A 13747-nucleotide genomic window follows, 5' to 3' on the forward strand; every position below is an offset into this window, starting at 1 on the left:
ACCTCGCACCAGGCCATTTGGCGCCCTGCGCACGCACCTATGCCCCAGCGGCCAGCCGGTGGCGCACCATCCACAGGTTGCTCAGCGCAAACAGCGTCTTGAGCTGCTCGGTGTTCTTCTTCAGTCCCCGGTAGCGCACCTTGGTGTGCCCGAACTGGCGCTTGATTACCCGAAACGGGTGTTCCACCTTGGCCCGGATGCCGGCCTTGAGCTTCTCCAGCTGATGCAGCAATCCCTGCACCGAGTGCTCCTTGTCCAGGTTCCGCCGCTTTCCCGGCTTCATGGCCACATGCCATTCGACACTGTCCTTTGCGTCGGCCCGCTTGTGCACTCCCTGGTAGCCCGCATCACCAAAGGCACGGATCTATGCCGGTGGGGTGAGCAAGAGCTCCAGGCTGTGGCCACCACATTGAACAACAGACCACGCAAAACCTTGGGCTGGAGGACACCAGCTGAAGCTTTCAATGCCTACCTAAAATCAGCGGCTCAACCCGGTGTTGCGACGACCGGTTGAATCCACCTTGACCGCCCCTGTCGGTATGTACCAGCAGGCCCGGAGGTGGTAAGCGCAGCCAGACGGCCGATTTCAAGGCGGTGCAAACCAGTTGGGCATCCATGGTCTCGGCCATCGACCAGCCCACAATGGATCGGCTGGCCAGATCCATGACGGCCGCCAGATACAGCCAGCCCTCGCCGGTGGCCACATAGGTGATGTCAGCCACCCAGGCGCGGTTGGCCTGCCAGCCTTCGAAACGACGATCGAGGAGGTTGTCGGCCACCGGCAGGCGATGCGATGAATCGGTCGTGACCACGTAGCTGCGCCGATACACCGGTCGCAGCCCCTGGCGCTGCAAACTGCGGCGGACGCGTTCGCCGCCCACCGCCTGGCCCTGGGCACGCAACTGCCGCGCGATGCGCGGGCGGCCGTAGCTGCCGCGGCTGGCTGCGTGGATGGCCGCCACTTGGCAATCCAATGCCTCATTGGCCTGGACCCGGGCGCTGGGCGTCCTCACTCGCCATTGGCAGTAGCCCGTGCGGGAGACTGCGAGCACCCGGCAGAGCTGGCTCACCGGATACCGGCACTCCCAGCCGCTTGGCCGCTTCAGGGCTGCCCACCGTCTGCGACAGTCGCACCGCCTCCATCACGAATCCCGCGTGTACTGCCGTCTCGGCAGTCCTTTTTCCGTCATCTCGATTTCTCCATAGCTCGAAGTTAACAACTTCTTGCCGTACGTGAAATCGAGGCAAGGTCACATATACCCAGGGTATATGGAGGCTCAGAACCCGTACAGCGCTTCGGCGTTGTCGTCGAGCACCGAGGCCGGCAGGCCCGGCGCGGCGAGCCATTCACTGCATTGCGCCAGCCAGACACGGTCGTCGACCTCGCGGAACGGCTCGGTGTCACCGGCATCGGCGCCGGCCGCGCGGGCCGTGCCCTGGGTGTGCGGCCAGTTGCTTCCCCAGACGATGGCATGGGGATTCGCCCGGGCGAGGCTAGCGACTAACGGCTGCAGCGCCGCGCCATCGCCGGCCGCGCAGAGGTACGCGGCCGACAGCTTGACGGCGACCTTGCCCGTGCCGGCCAGCCGGCACAGCGCGCGCCAGCCTGCGGAGCCGAGCGCCGACGGCCCGTCCGGCAGGCCCAAGTGGTCCAGGACGAAGCGCCGGGGGCTCGCGAGAAGCAGCGCCTCCAGCGCCCCGATCACCGGCAGGTCGACATGGAGCTGGATGTGCCAGTGCGGTGGCGCCTGCGCCGAGACGCGCGCGATCGCCTCCCGGGCGCGGCCGGCGTCCGATGCGCCATCGACGACCAGGTTGATGCGGGCGCCCCGCACGCCGGCCGCGTCGAGGGCGGCCACCTGCGTGCCATCGGTTTGCGGGCCGAGCACAGCCACGCCGCGGCCGGCGCTGCCCAAGGAAGCCAGGGCATCGAGCAGGCAGCGGTGATCCTGCCCGTAGACGCTCGGCTGCACCAGGACGACGCGGCCCGCGCCGATCCTGCACAGATGCTGGCGCAGCAGATCGACGCCCGCATAGCCGGGCGTGAAGCGCCGCGGCGTGGCATAGGGGAACCGTTCGGCGTCGAAGACGTGGACGTGGGTGTCGCAGACGCGGCCTGTCACCGGGCTTCCTCGGGAATCACTGCGGCTGGATCTTCGCGCTCTTCACCACCTGCTGCCACTTCGCCACCTCCTCGTGGATGAACTTCTCGCAGTCGGCCGGCGTGCCATGGACCGGATGCGCTCCTAGCTCCTCATACTTCTGCACCACCTCCGGACTGCGCAGCGCCTTCTCGACCTGGGCATGCAGCGCGTCGAGCACCGGCTGCGGGGTCTTGGCCGTGGCCACGATGCCGACCCAATGCTCCACCTTGAACTTCTCCAGGCCGGCCTCGTCGAAGGTCGGCACGGCGGGGAGTTGGGATGCGCGCTTGGCCTGGCCGATGCCGAGCCCCTTGATCCGGCCGGAAGCGAAGGCCGCCGCGGTGCTGGTGATGCTGTCGATCAGCAGGTCCACCTCGCCGCCCATCAGCGCCTTGATCGACTCGCCGCCGCCCTTGTAGTGGACATGCAGGAACCGGGCGCCCGTGACCGATGCGAGCAGTTCGGTGCTCAGGTGCGGGGTGCTGCCGATGCCGCCGGAGCCGTAGGTGATCTTCCCGGGATGGCTGCGGGCGTATGCGACGAGTTCCCCGGCGGAGGTGAACTGGGACGTGGACGGCACCATCATCACCATCGGCGACTCGGCGACCTTCGCCACCGGCGCCAGGTCCTTCAGCGTGTCGTATGGCATCTTCGCCTGCAGCGCAGGCGTCATCGTGAACGGGGCGCTGATGAAGCCCAGGGTGTAGCCGTCTGGCGCGGCCTTCGCCACGGCGTCGGTGCCGATGATGCCGCCGGCTCCGGGCCTGTTGTCGACCACGAAGGGCTGGCCGGTATCGGTCGTCAGCCGCTTGGCCAGCACGCGCGCCATCACGTCGTTCGGACCGCCGGCTGCGAATGGGACGACCAGCCGGACCGGCTTGGCCGGATAGACCGGCTGCTGTGCGAAGGCGGCGACCGGCAGGGAAAGCGCGAGCGCGACCAGGGCGCGCCGCCCCAGGGATGGGGGAGTCATGAGGTTTGCTCCGATCAGAAACGGTGGCGGACACCCGCCGTCACGCCCGTCTGGGAGCCGCGCGTGGCCATGAAACTGGGCAGGACGTAGCCGCCACCGATCTTGTTGTGGTCGACGGCCGCATACAGATCCGTCCGTTTGGACAGGTAGTAATCGGCAGACAGCCAGGCGACCTGGCGCCTGCCCGAGGCATTGGTGCCGAAGGTGTTTTGCCGGTCGTGGGTGTAGCTGGCCGTCAGCGTCAGTGCGGGCGTCGCGTAGTAGTGCAGGCCCGCGGTCGCGACCTTGTTGCGCTGCGGGCTGATCTCGTGGCTGCGCGTCATGTAGGCCAGGAAGGCCTTCCAGGACGGCGCGATCTGGTAGGCCGCCCCGCCTCCGCGGATCCTGCGCACCTCGCCGCCGGCCGCCGCCGAGAGGTTCTGCCCGTACAGCACCGCGTCGAACCCGGCGGCGCGGTAGCCGGCAGACAGGCCGCTGCCCCTGCCGTTGCCTTCCGACAGCGTCACGCTGCCCGCGACGTCGAAGGGGCCGAACTCCTTGGCGTACTTCACCATGTTGTCCTGCCGGGCCATGTGGTGGTTGCTCAGAACGATCACGGCATCCGCGTTGGGATTGCCCATCGGCTGGATGCGCGCGGCGGCCTGGTGGGCCAGCGTGTATTGCCGGCCGAAGGTCAGCGCGCCCCAGGTGGCCGAGGACAGGCCGACCCACGACTCCCGCCCGAATGCGCGGCTGGAAGCCGAGGCCGCCTGGCCGTAGTTGGCCGCGGCGGTGGACTGCAGCAGCAAGCCGGTCGACGGGTCGATCCCCATTTCCAGCATGTAGAGCGCGCGCAGCCCGCCGCCCAGGTTCTCCGAGCCCTTGAAGCCGAGCCGGGAGCCGCCGAAGTAGCCGTCGCCCACGGTGTTCAGCGAGCCGCCGCCGGATGCCGCATTGCTGGCATGGCGGACGGTGACGTCCATCACGCCATAGAGGGTCACGGAGGACTGCGCATGGCACAGCGGCGGGAGCCACAGCCCCGCGGCAGCAGCGGCACAGGCGGCAAAGGTCGTGCGGATGGTCATGCTGTCTCCTGGAGGTGCGGCCCGCGTCATTCCGGCTTGATGTTGTGGCGCTTCACGAGCTGGGACCAGCGCGCCGTCTCTTCCTTGATGAACGCACCGAACTGCTCCGGCGTGCCCCCGGCGACCTCGTCGCCGAGTGCGGTGATCGCCTTGATCATCTCGGGCTCCTTCAGGGTATCGTTGATGGCCGCATTGAGCTTGGCCACGATGGGCGCGGGCGTCCCCTTCGGCGCCACGACGCCGAACCAGTTGGAGATCGCCATCCCCTTGATGCCGAGCTCGTCGAAGGTCGGCACGTCCTTCAGCAGCGGCGAGCGGTGCGGGCCGGTGATTGCCAGCGGCCGCATCTTGGGCTCCGGCCCCGACACGTAGGGCATCACCGCGAAGATCCATTCGAACATCAGATCGACGGTGCCCGCCATCAGGTCGTTGCCGGCAGGCGCGCCGCCCTTGTAGGCCACGTGCGTCATCTCGACGCCGGCGCTCTGCTTGAAGAGTTCGCCGGCCAGATGGTGCGAGCCGCCGATGCCGCCGGAGGCGAAGCTCAGGGAGTTGGGCTTGGCCTTCAATGCGGCAATGACCTCCTTGACCGACTTGAAGGGCGAGTTGCGCCCGACGGCCAGGACGAGCGGCCCCTTCTCGATCAGCACGACCGGCGTCAGGTCGGTGGCCGGATCGAAGTTGAGCCGCGGGAACAGGGCCTTGTTGACCGCCAGCGGGGCGAAATTGCCCAGGCCGATCACATAGCCATCGGGTTTGGCCTTGGCAATGTATTCCGTGCCGATGTTGCCGCCCGCGCCGGGACGGTTCTCCACGATCACCGGCTGGCCGAAGGCGGTGGAGAGCCTGTTGGCTATCTGGCGCGAGCGCGTGTCCGAACTGCCGCCGGCGGCATAGGGAACCACGAACGTGATCGGCTTGGCCGGGTAGCCGCCTGCGGCGGACTGTGCGAAAGCGGTGGGGACCATGAGGACCGCTGCCGCGAGCGCACCGGCCGCGCGTTGAAGAAAGGGGAGGGTGAATGCCATCGCGTCTCCTATCTGCCTTGAGTGAGTAGATTTCCTAATTGTATCTATTGGATATTAAGTACAATCAGTGCCAACCCTAACCGGGAATAGAATCTATAAAGATCGTGTCAAGAATTGCTTTAATACATGCAACGCCGCTGGCCGTCGGCCCGGTCCAGGAAGCTTTCGAGCGCCTGTGGCCGCAGGCGGCCCGGATGAACCTGCTCGACGACAGCCTGCCGTCAGACTTGGTCGCCGCCGGCGGCATCGGCGCGGCCCTGCGAGCCCGCTTCGGTGCGCTTGCGCGCTATGCGGCGCAGGCGGGGGCCGACGGCATCCTGTTCACCTGCTCCGCCTTCGGTGCGGCCATCGAGGCGGCCGCCGAGCAGGCCGGCGTGCCGACGCTCAAGCCCAACGGAGCCATGTTCGAGGAGGCGCTGGACGCCTGCGCGACGCTCGGCAGGAGCGGGCGCATCGGCATGGTTTCCAGCTTCGCGCCCTCGGTCGGCAGCATGCGCGAGGAGCTGGAGGCGATCGCGCGGCGCCGCGGCATCGAATGCAGCCTGCGCGTCGCATGCCCGCCGGGCGCTCTGGAGGCGCTCGCGCAGGGGCGCGTCCAGGAGCACGACGCCCTCGTCGGCGCCGCTGCGCAGGAACTGCGCGACAGCGATATCCTGATGCTGGGTCAGTTCTCCATGGCGCACCTGCGCGAGCGCATCGCCGCAGACACTTCGCTACCCGTGCTGAGCAGCCCCGACAGTGCCGTGCGGCTGCTCAGGAAATCCGTCGATCCCGCCTCATCCCTCCCAAGCTGACTGGAGAAACCATGAAGTTCATCGTTCTGCCGTGTGACGGCATCGGCCCTGAAATCGTCGATGCATCCGTCGAGGTGCTCAAGGCCTCCGGCGCCCGCTTCGGCCTCGCGCTCGAGTTCGATTTCGAAGACCTCGGCTTCAGCAGCCTGAAGAAGTACGGCGTGACCATCCGCGACGAACTGCTCGAGCGCTCCAAGACGTACGACGGCATCATCCTCGGAACCCAGTCGCACGCCGACTATCCCCCGCCGGAGCAGGGCGGCCGCAACGTGTCCGCGGCCTACCGCATCGGCCTGGACCTGTATGCCAACGTGCGCCCGGCGCGCACCCGGCCGTTCCTGCCGTCGAACCTGCGCGAAGGCAGGTCCATGGACCTGGTCATCATGCGTGAGGCCACCGAAGGCTTCTACCCGGACCGCAACATGACGCGCGGCTGGGGCGAGGTCATGCCCAGTCCCGACATGGCGCTGTCGATCCGCAAGATCACCCGCCACTGCAGCGAGCGCATCGCGCGCCGGGCCTTCGAGCTGGCGGCCACGCGGCGCAGGAAGGTGACCGCCATCCACAAGGCCAACAGCTTCCACATGACCGACGGCCTCTTCCTCGAAGCCGTGCGCCACGTGGCCAAGGACTTCCCGGACGTGCAGCTCGACGACCTGCTGATTGATGCCTCGACCGCTCACCTGGTCAAGGAGCCCGAGCGCTTCGACGTGCTCGTGGCCACCAATTTCTACGGCGACATCCTCTCGGACCTGTGCAGCGAGCTGTCCGGCAGCCTGGGGCTGGCCGGCTCCATCATGGCGAGCGACACCCTGTGCTGCGCGCAGGCCCAGCATGGCTCGGCGCCCACCATTGCCGGGCAGGACAAGGCCAATCCGACCTCCATGATCCTGTCGGTCGCCATGATGGTCGGCTGGCTCGGCGACAAGCGCGGCGACGACGCGCTGCGGCAGGCCGCCAAGGCGATCGAGGCCGCGGTGGACAAGGTGCTCGCGAACCCGCAGACGCGCACCGCCGACATCGGCGGCACCATCGGCTGCAAGGCCTTCGCGGCCGAAGTGGCCCGGGCCGTCGCCGGCGCCTGAGGCAGGGCGTCGCGGCCATGGGCACGATCCATCTGGGCTGTATCGCCGATGATTTCACCGGCGCCACCGACCTTGCGAACAACCTCGTGCGCGGCGGCATGCGCGTCGTCCAGACGATGGGCGTGCCGCGCGGCCCGCTCGCCGCGGACGTGGACGCCGTCGTCATCGCGCTGAAGTCGCGCACCATCGCCGCGGCGGATGCCGCCGCGCAGTCCGTGCAGGCGCTGCACTGGCTCCAGGCGCAGGGGGCGCGGCAGTTCTACTTCAAGTACTGCTCGACCTTCGATTCGACGCCGGCCGGCAACATCGGGCCGGTGACCGATGCGCTCATGGATGCACTGGGGACCGACTTCACGATCGCCTGCCCCGCGTTCCCCGAGAACGGGCGCACGGTGTTCAAGGGCTACCTTTTCGCGGGCGACGTCCTGCTGCAGGAGTCCGGCATGCGCAGCCATCCGCTGACGCCGATGACCGATTCGAACCTGGTGCGCGTGCTGCAGCAGCAGACCGCGCGGCGGGTCGGCCTGGTCGACTACAGCGTCGTGCGGCGCGGCGCGGATGCCATCCGGCAGCGCATGGCGCAGCTGCGCGGCGAAGGCGTGCAGATGGTCATCGTCGATGCGATGGACAATGCCGACCTCATGGCGCTGGGCTTGGCGCTGGCGGACCTGCCGCGCGTGACCGCCGGCTCGGGCGTGGCCATCGGGCTGCCGCAGAACTACGGCGTGCGCCCGGGCCAGGGGGCCTCCTGCCTTCCATCTGCGCGCGGCGCGCGGGCGATCGTCTCCGGCAGCTGCTCGGTCGCCACGAACGGCCAGGTCGCCGATTTCCGGCAGCGCGGCGGCCCCGCTTTCGCGATCGATCCGCTGCGGCTGATCGAGGGCGCCGACCTGGTGCAGGAGGCCCTGGCATGGGCCGGCCCGCGTCTCGGCGCCGAGCCGGTGCTGATCTATGCCACGGCCGAGCCCGACGCGGTGCGCGCGGTGCAGGCGCAGGTGGGCGCCGAGCGCGCCGGCGGAATCGTCGAGGCCGCCCTGTCCGCCATCGCGCGCGGTCTGGTGGAGCGGGGCGCGGGCCAGTTGATCGTGGCCGGCGGAGAGACCGCCGGCGCCTGCGTCCAGGCGCTGGAGGTGGACCGCATGCGCATCGGCCCGCAGATCGCGCCGGGCGTGCCGTGGTGCCATGCGCAGTCGCCGTTCGCTGCGGCGCAGGGCGTGCACCTGGCCCTGAAATCCGGGAACTTCGGGTCCGCCGATTTCTTCACCCGGGCGTTCGCGCTGCTGCAGCCGCCGGCATCGCCATGAAGACGGCCCCGATGGCCGCGGCGCCCGCTCCTGCGACCAATGTCAGCCCGCTGATTCCGACCCTGGCGGGCCGGATCCTGGAGATGGCGCGGCGCGAGGGCCTGCCGAAGGGCTACCGGCTCACCGAGCAGGCCCTGTGCGATGTCCTCGGCGTCTCCCGCTCGCCGGTCCGCAAGGCGCTGCAGTTCCTCGAATCCACCGGTGCGGTGACCTCCAGCCCGAACCGGGGCTTCCAGCTGGCCATGGAGGCGCGCGAGCTCGCGGGCGTCGCCGTGTCCGAGGCCGTTCCGTCGCTGGAAGACCTGTACCTGCGGGTCGCCCACGACCACATCGGCGGGCTGCTGGAACAGGAGGTGACGGAGGCAGACCTGATGGCCCGCTACGGTCTGGCACGCCAGCAGGTCCAGCGCCTGCTCAACCGGATGTCGCGCGATGGGCTGGTGGACCGCAAGCCCGGCCGGGGCTGGATGTTCCGGCGACTGCTGTCGAGCGTCGAGGCGCACCGCGAAAGCTACCGCTTCCGCATGATGCTCGAGCCGGCGGCCATCCTCGAGCCCGGCTATGCCGTGGACCTGGCCGAACTCGAACGCTGCCGGCGCGAGCAGCAGGACCTGCTGGACGGCGGCATCGAACAATGCACGCCGGCGCAGCTCTTCCAGGCGGGCAGCCATTTCCACGAGACGGTGGCGGCCGGCTGCGGCAACCGTTTCGTGCTCGATGCGCTGCGCAACGTCAACCAGATGCGGCGCATCGTCGAGTACGGCACGCGGCTCGACCGCAGCCGCCTCCACCGCCAGTGCGAGGAGCATCTGCAGCTCATCGAGCTGCTGGTGCGTGGCGAACGCATGGAAGCCGCCCAGTTCATGCGCCAGCACCTCAATATGGCGCGCATCACCAAGGTCGGGGAGAACTCGTGAACGAAACCCAAGCGCGTGACGAGATCTGCCGCGTCGGCGCCAGCCTTTTCGCGCGCGGATACGTCCATGCCACGGCGGGCAACATCAGCATCCGGCTCGCTCCGGAGGAGGGGGGCGGCTACCTCATCACGCCGACGGATGCCTGCCTGGGATTCCTCGACCCGGCCTCGCTGGCGCGCCTGGACGATCAGGGCGTGCAGATCGGCGGCGCGCGCGCCAGCAAGACGATCGCCCTGCACCGCCGCATCTACGAGGCGACGGCCGACGCGGGCCGGCCTGCGCGGTGCGTCATCCACACGCACAGCACCCATCTCGTGGCGATGACCCTGGCCGGCCAGGCGCCCGGTGTGGCCGACGGCGAGCTGCTGCCGCCGATCACGCCCTATTTCGTGATGAAGGTGGGCCGGGTGCCGCTCGTGGCCTACCAGCGGCCCGGCGCACCTGCGGTGGCGGACGAGGTGGCGCGGCTGATCGCCGGCTACGCCCGGCGCGGCACTGTGCTGCGCGCCGTGATGCTGGACCGGCTCGGCCCCAACGTCTGGCACGGCTCCGCGGCGGAGGCGATGGCCACGCTGGAGGAACTCGAGGAGACCGCGAGGCTGTGGCAGATGACGGGCCGGACCGCCGCCCCGCTGCCGGAGGCTGCGATCGAAGAGCTGCGGCAGGCGTTCGGGGCTTCCTGGTGACGCAGGTGCGCCGCTTCGGTCTGGCGGCGCACCGCCTGCACCGGCAGACGGCCGACGGCGGGCTGGCCCGCTGGGCGCGCTCCTGCGAGGCGGCCATCCGTCTGCTGGGCCTCGGGATCGCGGCGGTCGGCGGCTGTGCCGACGCGCTGGAGAGGCTCGGCCTGCTGCAGGGGCACGCCGGGCTCCAGTGCCTGCCGTACGGCCGCGAAGGCGGGCTCATGCGCATGGTTTCGCGCATCGCTGGGGGCATCGACCCTTCCGAGGAACTGGCCGGCGCCGTCTATCTGATGGATCCGCTCGACCCGTCCTCGCTGTACCCGGAAGCGCAGGCGCTCAAGCGGCAGTGCATCGTCCATGCGAAGCCGCTCCTGCTGACCGTGGCCGGGGCCATCGAATGGATGGCCGTCGAGCAGGCGCGTGCGACGGGGGTGTCGCTGCGCTCCCAGGCGCCTGCCGGCATCCCGGCACTGCAGGACCAGTCGCTCGCGCTGATCGCCCATGACGCGCTCAAGCCCGCGATGGTCGAGTTCGCGTCGCGGCATTTCGCGCTGCTGTCGTGCGCCCGCGAACGCGTGGCCACCGGCACCACCGGCCGCAGGCTCAACGAGATGGCCTGGGCCCGCGGCTGGCCGCACGGCCAGCCCTGGGCCCGGCCGCTGCAGAGCGGGCCGCTCGGCGGCGATGCCCAGATCGCCGAGTTGGTGCTGACCCGCCGCTGCCAGAAGGTGCTGTTCTTCGAGGACGTCCATGTGGCCCGGCAGCACGAGGCCGACATCCAGCTGCTGGAGCGGGCCGTCTGCTCCGCCAGCCACGAAACCGCCTGCTTCAATACCCCGGCCATGGCGTATGCCTGGGCGCAGACCTGGAGCTGAGGGCGCCGTGCGGTGCCCCGCTCACATCACCAGGCAGACCGGGCTGCCGCAGCGGATGCTCTGCGTGGCCTGCCCGAGCCGGCCCGTGCTGCGGTCGACGGGGAAGACTTCGATGGTGTCGCTGTCCTCGTTGAGCACGAACATGCATCGGCCGTCCAGGCCCAGGGCGAAGAACCTCGGCGTCCGGCCCCGCGACGGCGTCGTTTCCCGAAAACGCAGACGGCCCGTGGCGGCATCGACATCGAACAGCGCGATGCTGTCGGCCCCGCGGTTCGACACGTAGAGGCTGCGCCCGTCCTTGGATATTTCTATCTCGGACGCCGTGTTGTTGCCGGTGAACGTGTCGTCGAGCGTCGGCAGGATCTGCAGGGGCGCCAGCGCACCGCTGTCGCGATGGAAACGGTACGCGGTCACGGTCGAGTCCAGTTCGTTGGCGACGTAGGCGAACGGCGCGGAGGGATGGAAGGCGATGTGCCGCGGCCCGGCCCCGGCCCGCGTGCCGACCCCTGGCGGCGCGGCGGGCGCCAGCGTCCCGCCGTCGAAGCGAAAGACGAACACCCGGTCCAGCCCCTTGTCGGGAACCGCCACATACCGGCCGCTGGGGTCGAACGGGTTGAAATGCGGCTTGGCGAAGGGCTGTTCCCTGCGGTGCGGGCCGGGCTCGCCGGCCATCGCGACGCGCTGGGACACGGGGCCCAGCCGGCCGTCGTCGTGCACCGGCATGACCAGCAGCGAGCCGCCGCCGTCCGTGCCCAGGTGGTCCGACACCAGCAGCCACCGTCCCGTCGGGTCCAGCGCCAGATGCACCGGGTTGCGCCCGCCGCAGACCTGCCGCTGCATGAACTCCAGCGTCCCGTCCACCGGCGATACCGCGAAGACGCTGACCTCGTTGCCGTCGCCGTGCACGGCATAAAGGCGCCGCTTGGGCGCATCGAGCGCGAGGAAGGAGGGGTTGGCCAGGCCGCCCACCAGCTGCACCCGGTCCAGCGCACCGGTTTCTTCGTCCACCGCGTAGACGCTGATGCCTTCACCGCGGGCTTGGCGCTCGCGTGTGGTGCGGGAGCCGACATAGGCATGTTTCGACGCGGTCATGGAGGGTCCTTCATGCGGGAGAGACGGAACAGGCGCGGCAGAGGCGCAGCGATCCGCGTTTGTACCCGAGTTCGGCACCGCCCCGGTCGGGCCGGCGCCCGGCTGGAACGCGTGAGCCGCCGGCGGTCAGTGCTGCGCCATGCGCCGGTACTGGATCGCTTCGGCAACGTGCGCCTGCAGCGTGGCCTCGCTCGCGGCAAGGTCGGCGACGGTTCGCGCCACCTTGAGCACCCGGTGCGTGCTGCGCGCCGACCAGCCCAGCCGCGCCGCAGCGGTCTGCAGGAACTGCGCGGCTGCCGCATCCAGCAGCACGCAGCGATCGATCGCCTGCCCCTGCAGGGCATGGTTGGGCTGGCCCTGGCGGGCCAGCGCGCGGCCGCGCGCCGCCACGACGCGCGCGCGGACCGCCGCGCTGCCTTCGCCCGGCGGCGCCTGCAGCAGCTCCTGCTGCGGCAGTGCCGGCACGTCCACATGCAGATCGATCCGTTCGAGCAGCGGGCCGCTGAGCTTGCCCTGGTAGCGGGCCACCTGGTCGGGCGTGCAGCGGCAGGCGCGCTGGGAACTGCCGAGAAAGCCGCAGGGGCAGGGGTTCATCGCGGCGATCAGCTGGAAGCGCGCGGGGAATTCGGCACGCTGCGCGGCCCGTGCGATGGTGATCTGGCCGGTCTCCAGCGGCTCGCGCAGCGATTCGAGGGCCTGGCGCGGGAACTCCGGGAGTTCGTCCAGGAAAAGGACCCCATGGTGGGCCAGCGAAATCTCCCCGGGCCGCGGCGGTGAGCCGCCGCCTACCAGCGCGACGGCGCTGGCCGTGTGGTGCGGGCTGCGCGTAGGCCGCTGGCCCCAACGGTCGAGCGCGAAGCCGCCGCCGAGGCTGGCGACGGCCGCGGTTTGCAGCGCCTCGTCCACCGTCAGCGGCGGCAGCAGTCCGGCGAAGCGCTGGGCCAGCATGCTCTTGCCAGAGCCCGGCGGGCCGCTCAGAAGAAGCGCATGGCCGCCGGCCGCGGCGATCTCCAGCGCCCGCTTGGCACCGGCCTGTCCCTTGACGTCGGCCAGGTCGGCATAGCGCCCTTCGGCCAGCGCGGCCCGGGCGCGCACGGCGGTCCAGCCATCGCCATCCTCGTCTTCTGCCGCAGGGGTTCCCGGCGGCGCGAAGCGGCGCACCACGTCGAGCAGGTGGCGGGCCCGGTAGACGGTGGCATCGGGCACCAGCGCAGCCTCCTCGGCGCTGCCGGGCGGCAGCACCAGCGCATGGCCCGCACCGGCATGGCGCTGCGCCAGGCTGGCGGCGAGCGCGCCGCGCACCGGCCGCAGTTCGCCCGACAGCGAGAGTTCGCCGGCGAACTCGTGGCCCGCCAGGCGGCTGCCGTCGATCTGGCCGCTGGCCGCCAGGATGCCCAGCGCAATCGGCAGGTCGAAGCGGCCCGAGTCCTTGGGCAGGTCGGCCGGCGCGAGGTTGACCGTGATGCGCTTGTTGTGCGGGAACTCCAGCCCCGTGTTCTGCAGCGCAGAGCGCACCCGTTCGCGCGCCTCCTTCACCTCTACGTCGGCCAGCCCCACGAGGGTGAAGCTCGGCAGGCCGTTGGCCAGATGCACCTCGACGGTGACCGCGGGCGCCTGCAGCCCCAGGAGGGCGCGGCTTTGCACCAAAGACAGACTCATTCCCTTCTTTCTCCCCAATGCAGTGCGTTCGTGCGGTGCGCGCGTCCCGGGCGGCCCGGCGTGCACCGTCGTCGTGCGGACGGGCCGGCGCATGTGGCATGGCGATCATCGCGCCGGAGCGTGGCGGCC

At 69.9% G+C, this 13747-nt stretch carries 12 protein-coding genes and 3 pseudogenes; 7 read left to right on the plus strand and 8 right to left on the minus strand.

Translation table 11 applies throughout. The features are described 5' to 3' along the window. Positions 1–37: 37 nt before the first annotated feature. Positions 38–355: pseudogene (locus GAK38_RS01460) on the minus strand (transposase); the annotation flags it as partial. Here GAK38_RS01460 and GAK38_RS01465 point away from each other — a divergent pair. After that, positions 353–514: pseudogene (locus GAK38_RS01465) on the plus strand (IS30 family transposase); the annotation flags it as partial. The pseudogenes GAK38_RS01460 and GAK38_RS01465 overlap by 3 nt on opposite strands. Positions 515–521: 7 nt before the next feature. Here the strand turns inward: GAK38_RS01465 and GAK38_RS01470 are convergent. The 5 genes and pseudogenes from GAK38_RS01470 to GAK38_RS01490 all read right to left on the minus strand — a co-directional run. Then, a pseudogene (locus GAK38_RS01470) lies at positions 522–1079 on the minus strand (IS3 family transposase); the annotation flags it as partial. A 198-nt stretch (positions 1080–1277) separates the two neighbouring features. Beyond that, positions 1278–2123 carry an amidohydrolase family protein gene (locus GAK38_RS01475; protein WP_325340797.1) on the minus strand — a complete coding sequence of 282 codons (846 nt, stop codon included), beginning with the start codon at positions 2121–2123 and terminating at the stop codon, positions 1278–1280. Positions 2124–2139: 16 nt separating this feature from the next. Further along, positions 2140–3117 (minus strand): Bug family tripartite tricarboxylate transporter substrate binding protein, encoded by a 978-nt coding sequence (locus GAK38_RS01480; RefSeq protein ID WP_325340799.1) that lies wholly within the window; start codon positions 3115–3117, stop codon positions 2140–2142. Between the two features lie 14 nt (positions 3118–3131). Next, positions 3132–4181 (minus strand): porin, encoded by a 1050-nt coding sequence (locus tag GAK38_RS01485; RefSeq protein WP_325340801.1) that lies wholly within the window; start codon positions 4179–4181, stop codon positions 3132–3134. Between the two features lie 26 nt (positions 4182–4207). After that, a complete protein-coding gene (locus GAK38_RS01490) occupies positions 4208–5209 on the minus strand; it encodes a Bug family tripartite tricarboxylate transporter substrate binding protein (RefSeq protein ID WP_325340803.1) in 1002 nt (333 codons plus the stop codon). 104 nt (positions 5210–5313) lie between these two features. On the opposite strand from GAK38_RS01490, the gene GAK38_RS01495 reads away from it, so the two are divergent. The 6 genes from GAK38_RS01495 to GAK38_RS01520 are packed head-to-tail and all read left to right on the plus strand — an operon-like array spanning position 5314 to position 10867. Continuing rightward, complete coding sequence (locus GAK38_RS01495; RefSeq protein ID WP_325340805.1) at positions 5314–6003, plus strand: aspartate/glutamate racemase family protein; 690 nt, start codon at positions 5314–5316, stop codon at positions 6001–6003. An 11-nt stretch (positions 6004–6014) separates the two neighbouring features. Further along, a complete protein-coding gene (locus tag GAK38_RS01500; protein ID WP_325340807.1) occupies positions 6015–7088 on the plus strand; it encodes an isocitrate/isopropylmalate dehydrogenase family protein in 1074 nt (357 codons plus the stop codon). Positions 7089–7105: 17 nt separating this feature from the next. After that, positions 7106–8392, plus strand: coding sequence for a 3-oxo-tetronate kinase (otnK, locus tag GAK38_RS01505; RefSeq protein ID WP_325340809.1), 1287 nt, complete (start codon positions 7106–7108; stop codon positions 8390–8392). Between the two features lie 11 nt (positions 8393–8403). Next, positions 8404–9309, plus strand: a complete 906-nt coding sequence (locus GAK38_RS01510; RefSeq protein WP_325340811.1) for a GntR family transcriptional regulator — start codon at positions 8404–8406, stop codon at positions 9307–9309. Beyond that, positions 9306–9995, plus strand: a complete 690-nt coding sequence (locus tag GAK38_RS01515) for a class II aldolase/adducin family protein (RefSeq protein WP_325340813.1) — start codon at positions 9306–9308, stop codon at positions 9993–9995. The genes GAK38_RS01510 and GAK38_RS01515 overlap by 4 nt, the downstream gene beginning before the upstream one ends. Next, positions 9989–10867 carry a methylglyoxal synthase gene (locus tag GAK38_RS01520; RefSeq protein ID WP_443089141.1) on the plus strand — a complete coding sequence of 293 codons (879 nt, stop codon included), beginning with the start codon at positions 9989–9991 and terminating at the stop codon, positions 10865–10867. Before GAK38_RS01515 ends, GAK38_RS01520 begins: the two co-directional genes overlap by 7 nt. A 21-nt stretch (positions 10868–10888) precedes the next feature. On the opposite strand, the gene GAK38_RS01525 is transcribed toward GAK38_RS01520, so the two are convergent. Together GAK38_RS01525 and GAK38_RS01530 are read right to left on the minus strand one after the other, a co-directional pair. Further along, complete coding sequence (locus tag GAK38_RS01525; protein ID WP_325340817.1) at positions 10889–11959, minus strand: lactonase family protein; 1071 nt, start codon at positions 11957–11959, stop codon at positions 10889–10891. A gap of 126 nt (positions 11960–12085) precedes the next feature. After that, positions 12086–13618 carry a YifB family Mg chelatase-like AAA ATPase gene (locus GAK38_RS01530; RefSeq protein ID WP_325340819.1) on the minus strand — a complete coding sequence of 511 codons (1533 nt, stop codon included), beginning with the start codon at positions 13616–13618 and terminating at the stop codon, positions 12086–12088. Between the last annotated feature and the right edge of the window lie 129 nt (positions 13619–13747).

The organism is Xylophilus sp. (genome assembly GCA_009914555.1).
Classification (GTDB): domain Bacteria; phylum Pseudomonadota; class Gammaproteobacteria; order Burkholderiales; family Burkholderiaceae_C; genus WNDY01.

Coding starts and splice junctions, on each gene's coding strand:
- GAK38_RS01480 (WP_325340799.1), bottom strand. CDS start 3,117: ATGACTCCCCCATCCCTGGGGCGGCGCGCCCTGGTCGCGCTCGCGCTT.
- GAK38_RS01485 (WP_325340801.1), bottom strand. CDS start 4,181: ATGACCATCCGCACGACCTTTGCCGCCTGTGCCGCTGCTGCCGCGGGG.
- GAK38_RS01490 (WP_325340803.1), bottom strand. CDS start 5,209: ATGGCATTCACCCTCCCCTTTCTTCAACGCGCGGCCGGTGCGCTCGCG.
- GAK38_RS01500 (WP_325340807.1), top strand. CDS start 6,015: ATGAAGTTCATCGTTCTGCCGTGTGACGGCATCGGCCCTGAAATCGTC.
- otnK (WP_325340809.1), top strand. CDS start 7,106: ATGGGCACGATCCATCTGGGCTGTATCGCCGATGATTTCACCGGCGCC.
- GAK38_RS01510 (WP_325340811.1), top strand. CDS start 8,404: ATGGCCGCGGCGCCCGCTCCTGCGACCAATGTCAGCCCGCTGATTCCG.
- GAK38_RS01525 (WP_325340817.1), bottom strand. CDS start 11,959: ATGACCGCGTCGAAACATGCCTATGTCGGCTCCCGCACCACACGCGAG.
- GAK38_RS01530 (WP_325340819.1), bottom strand. CDS start 13,618: ATGAGTCTGTCTTTGGTGCAAAGCCGCGCCCTCCTGGGGCTGCAGGCG.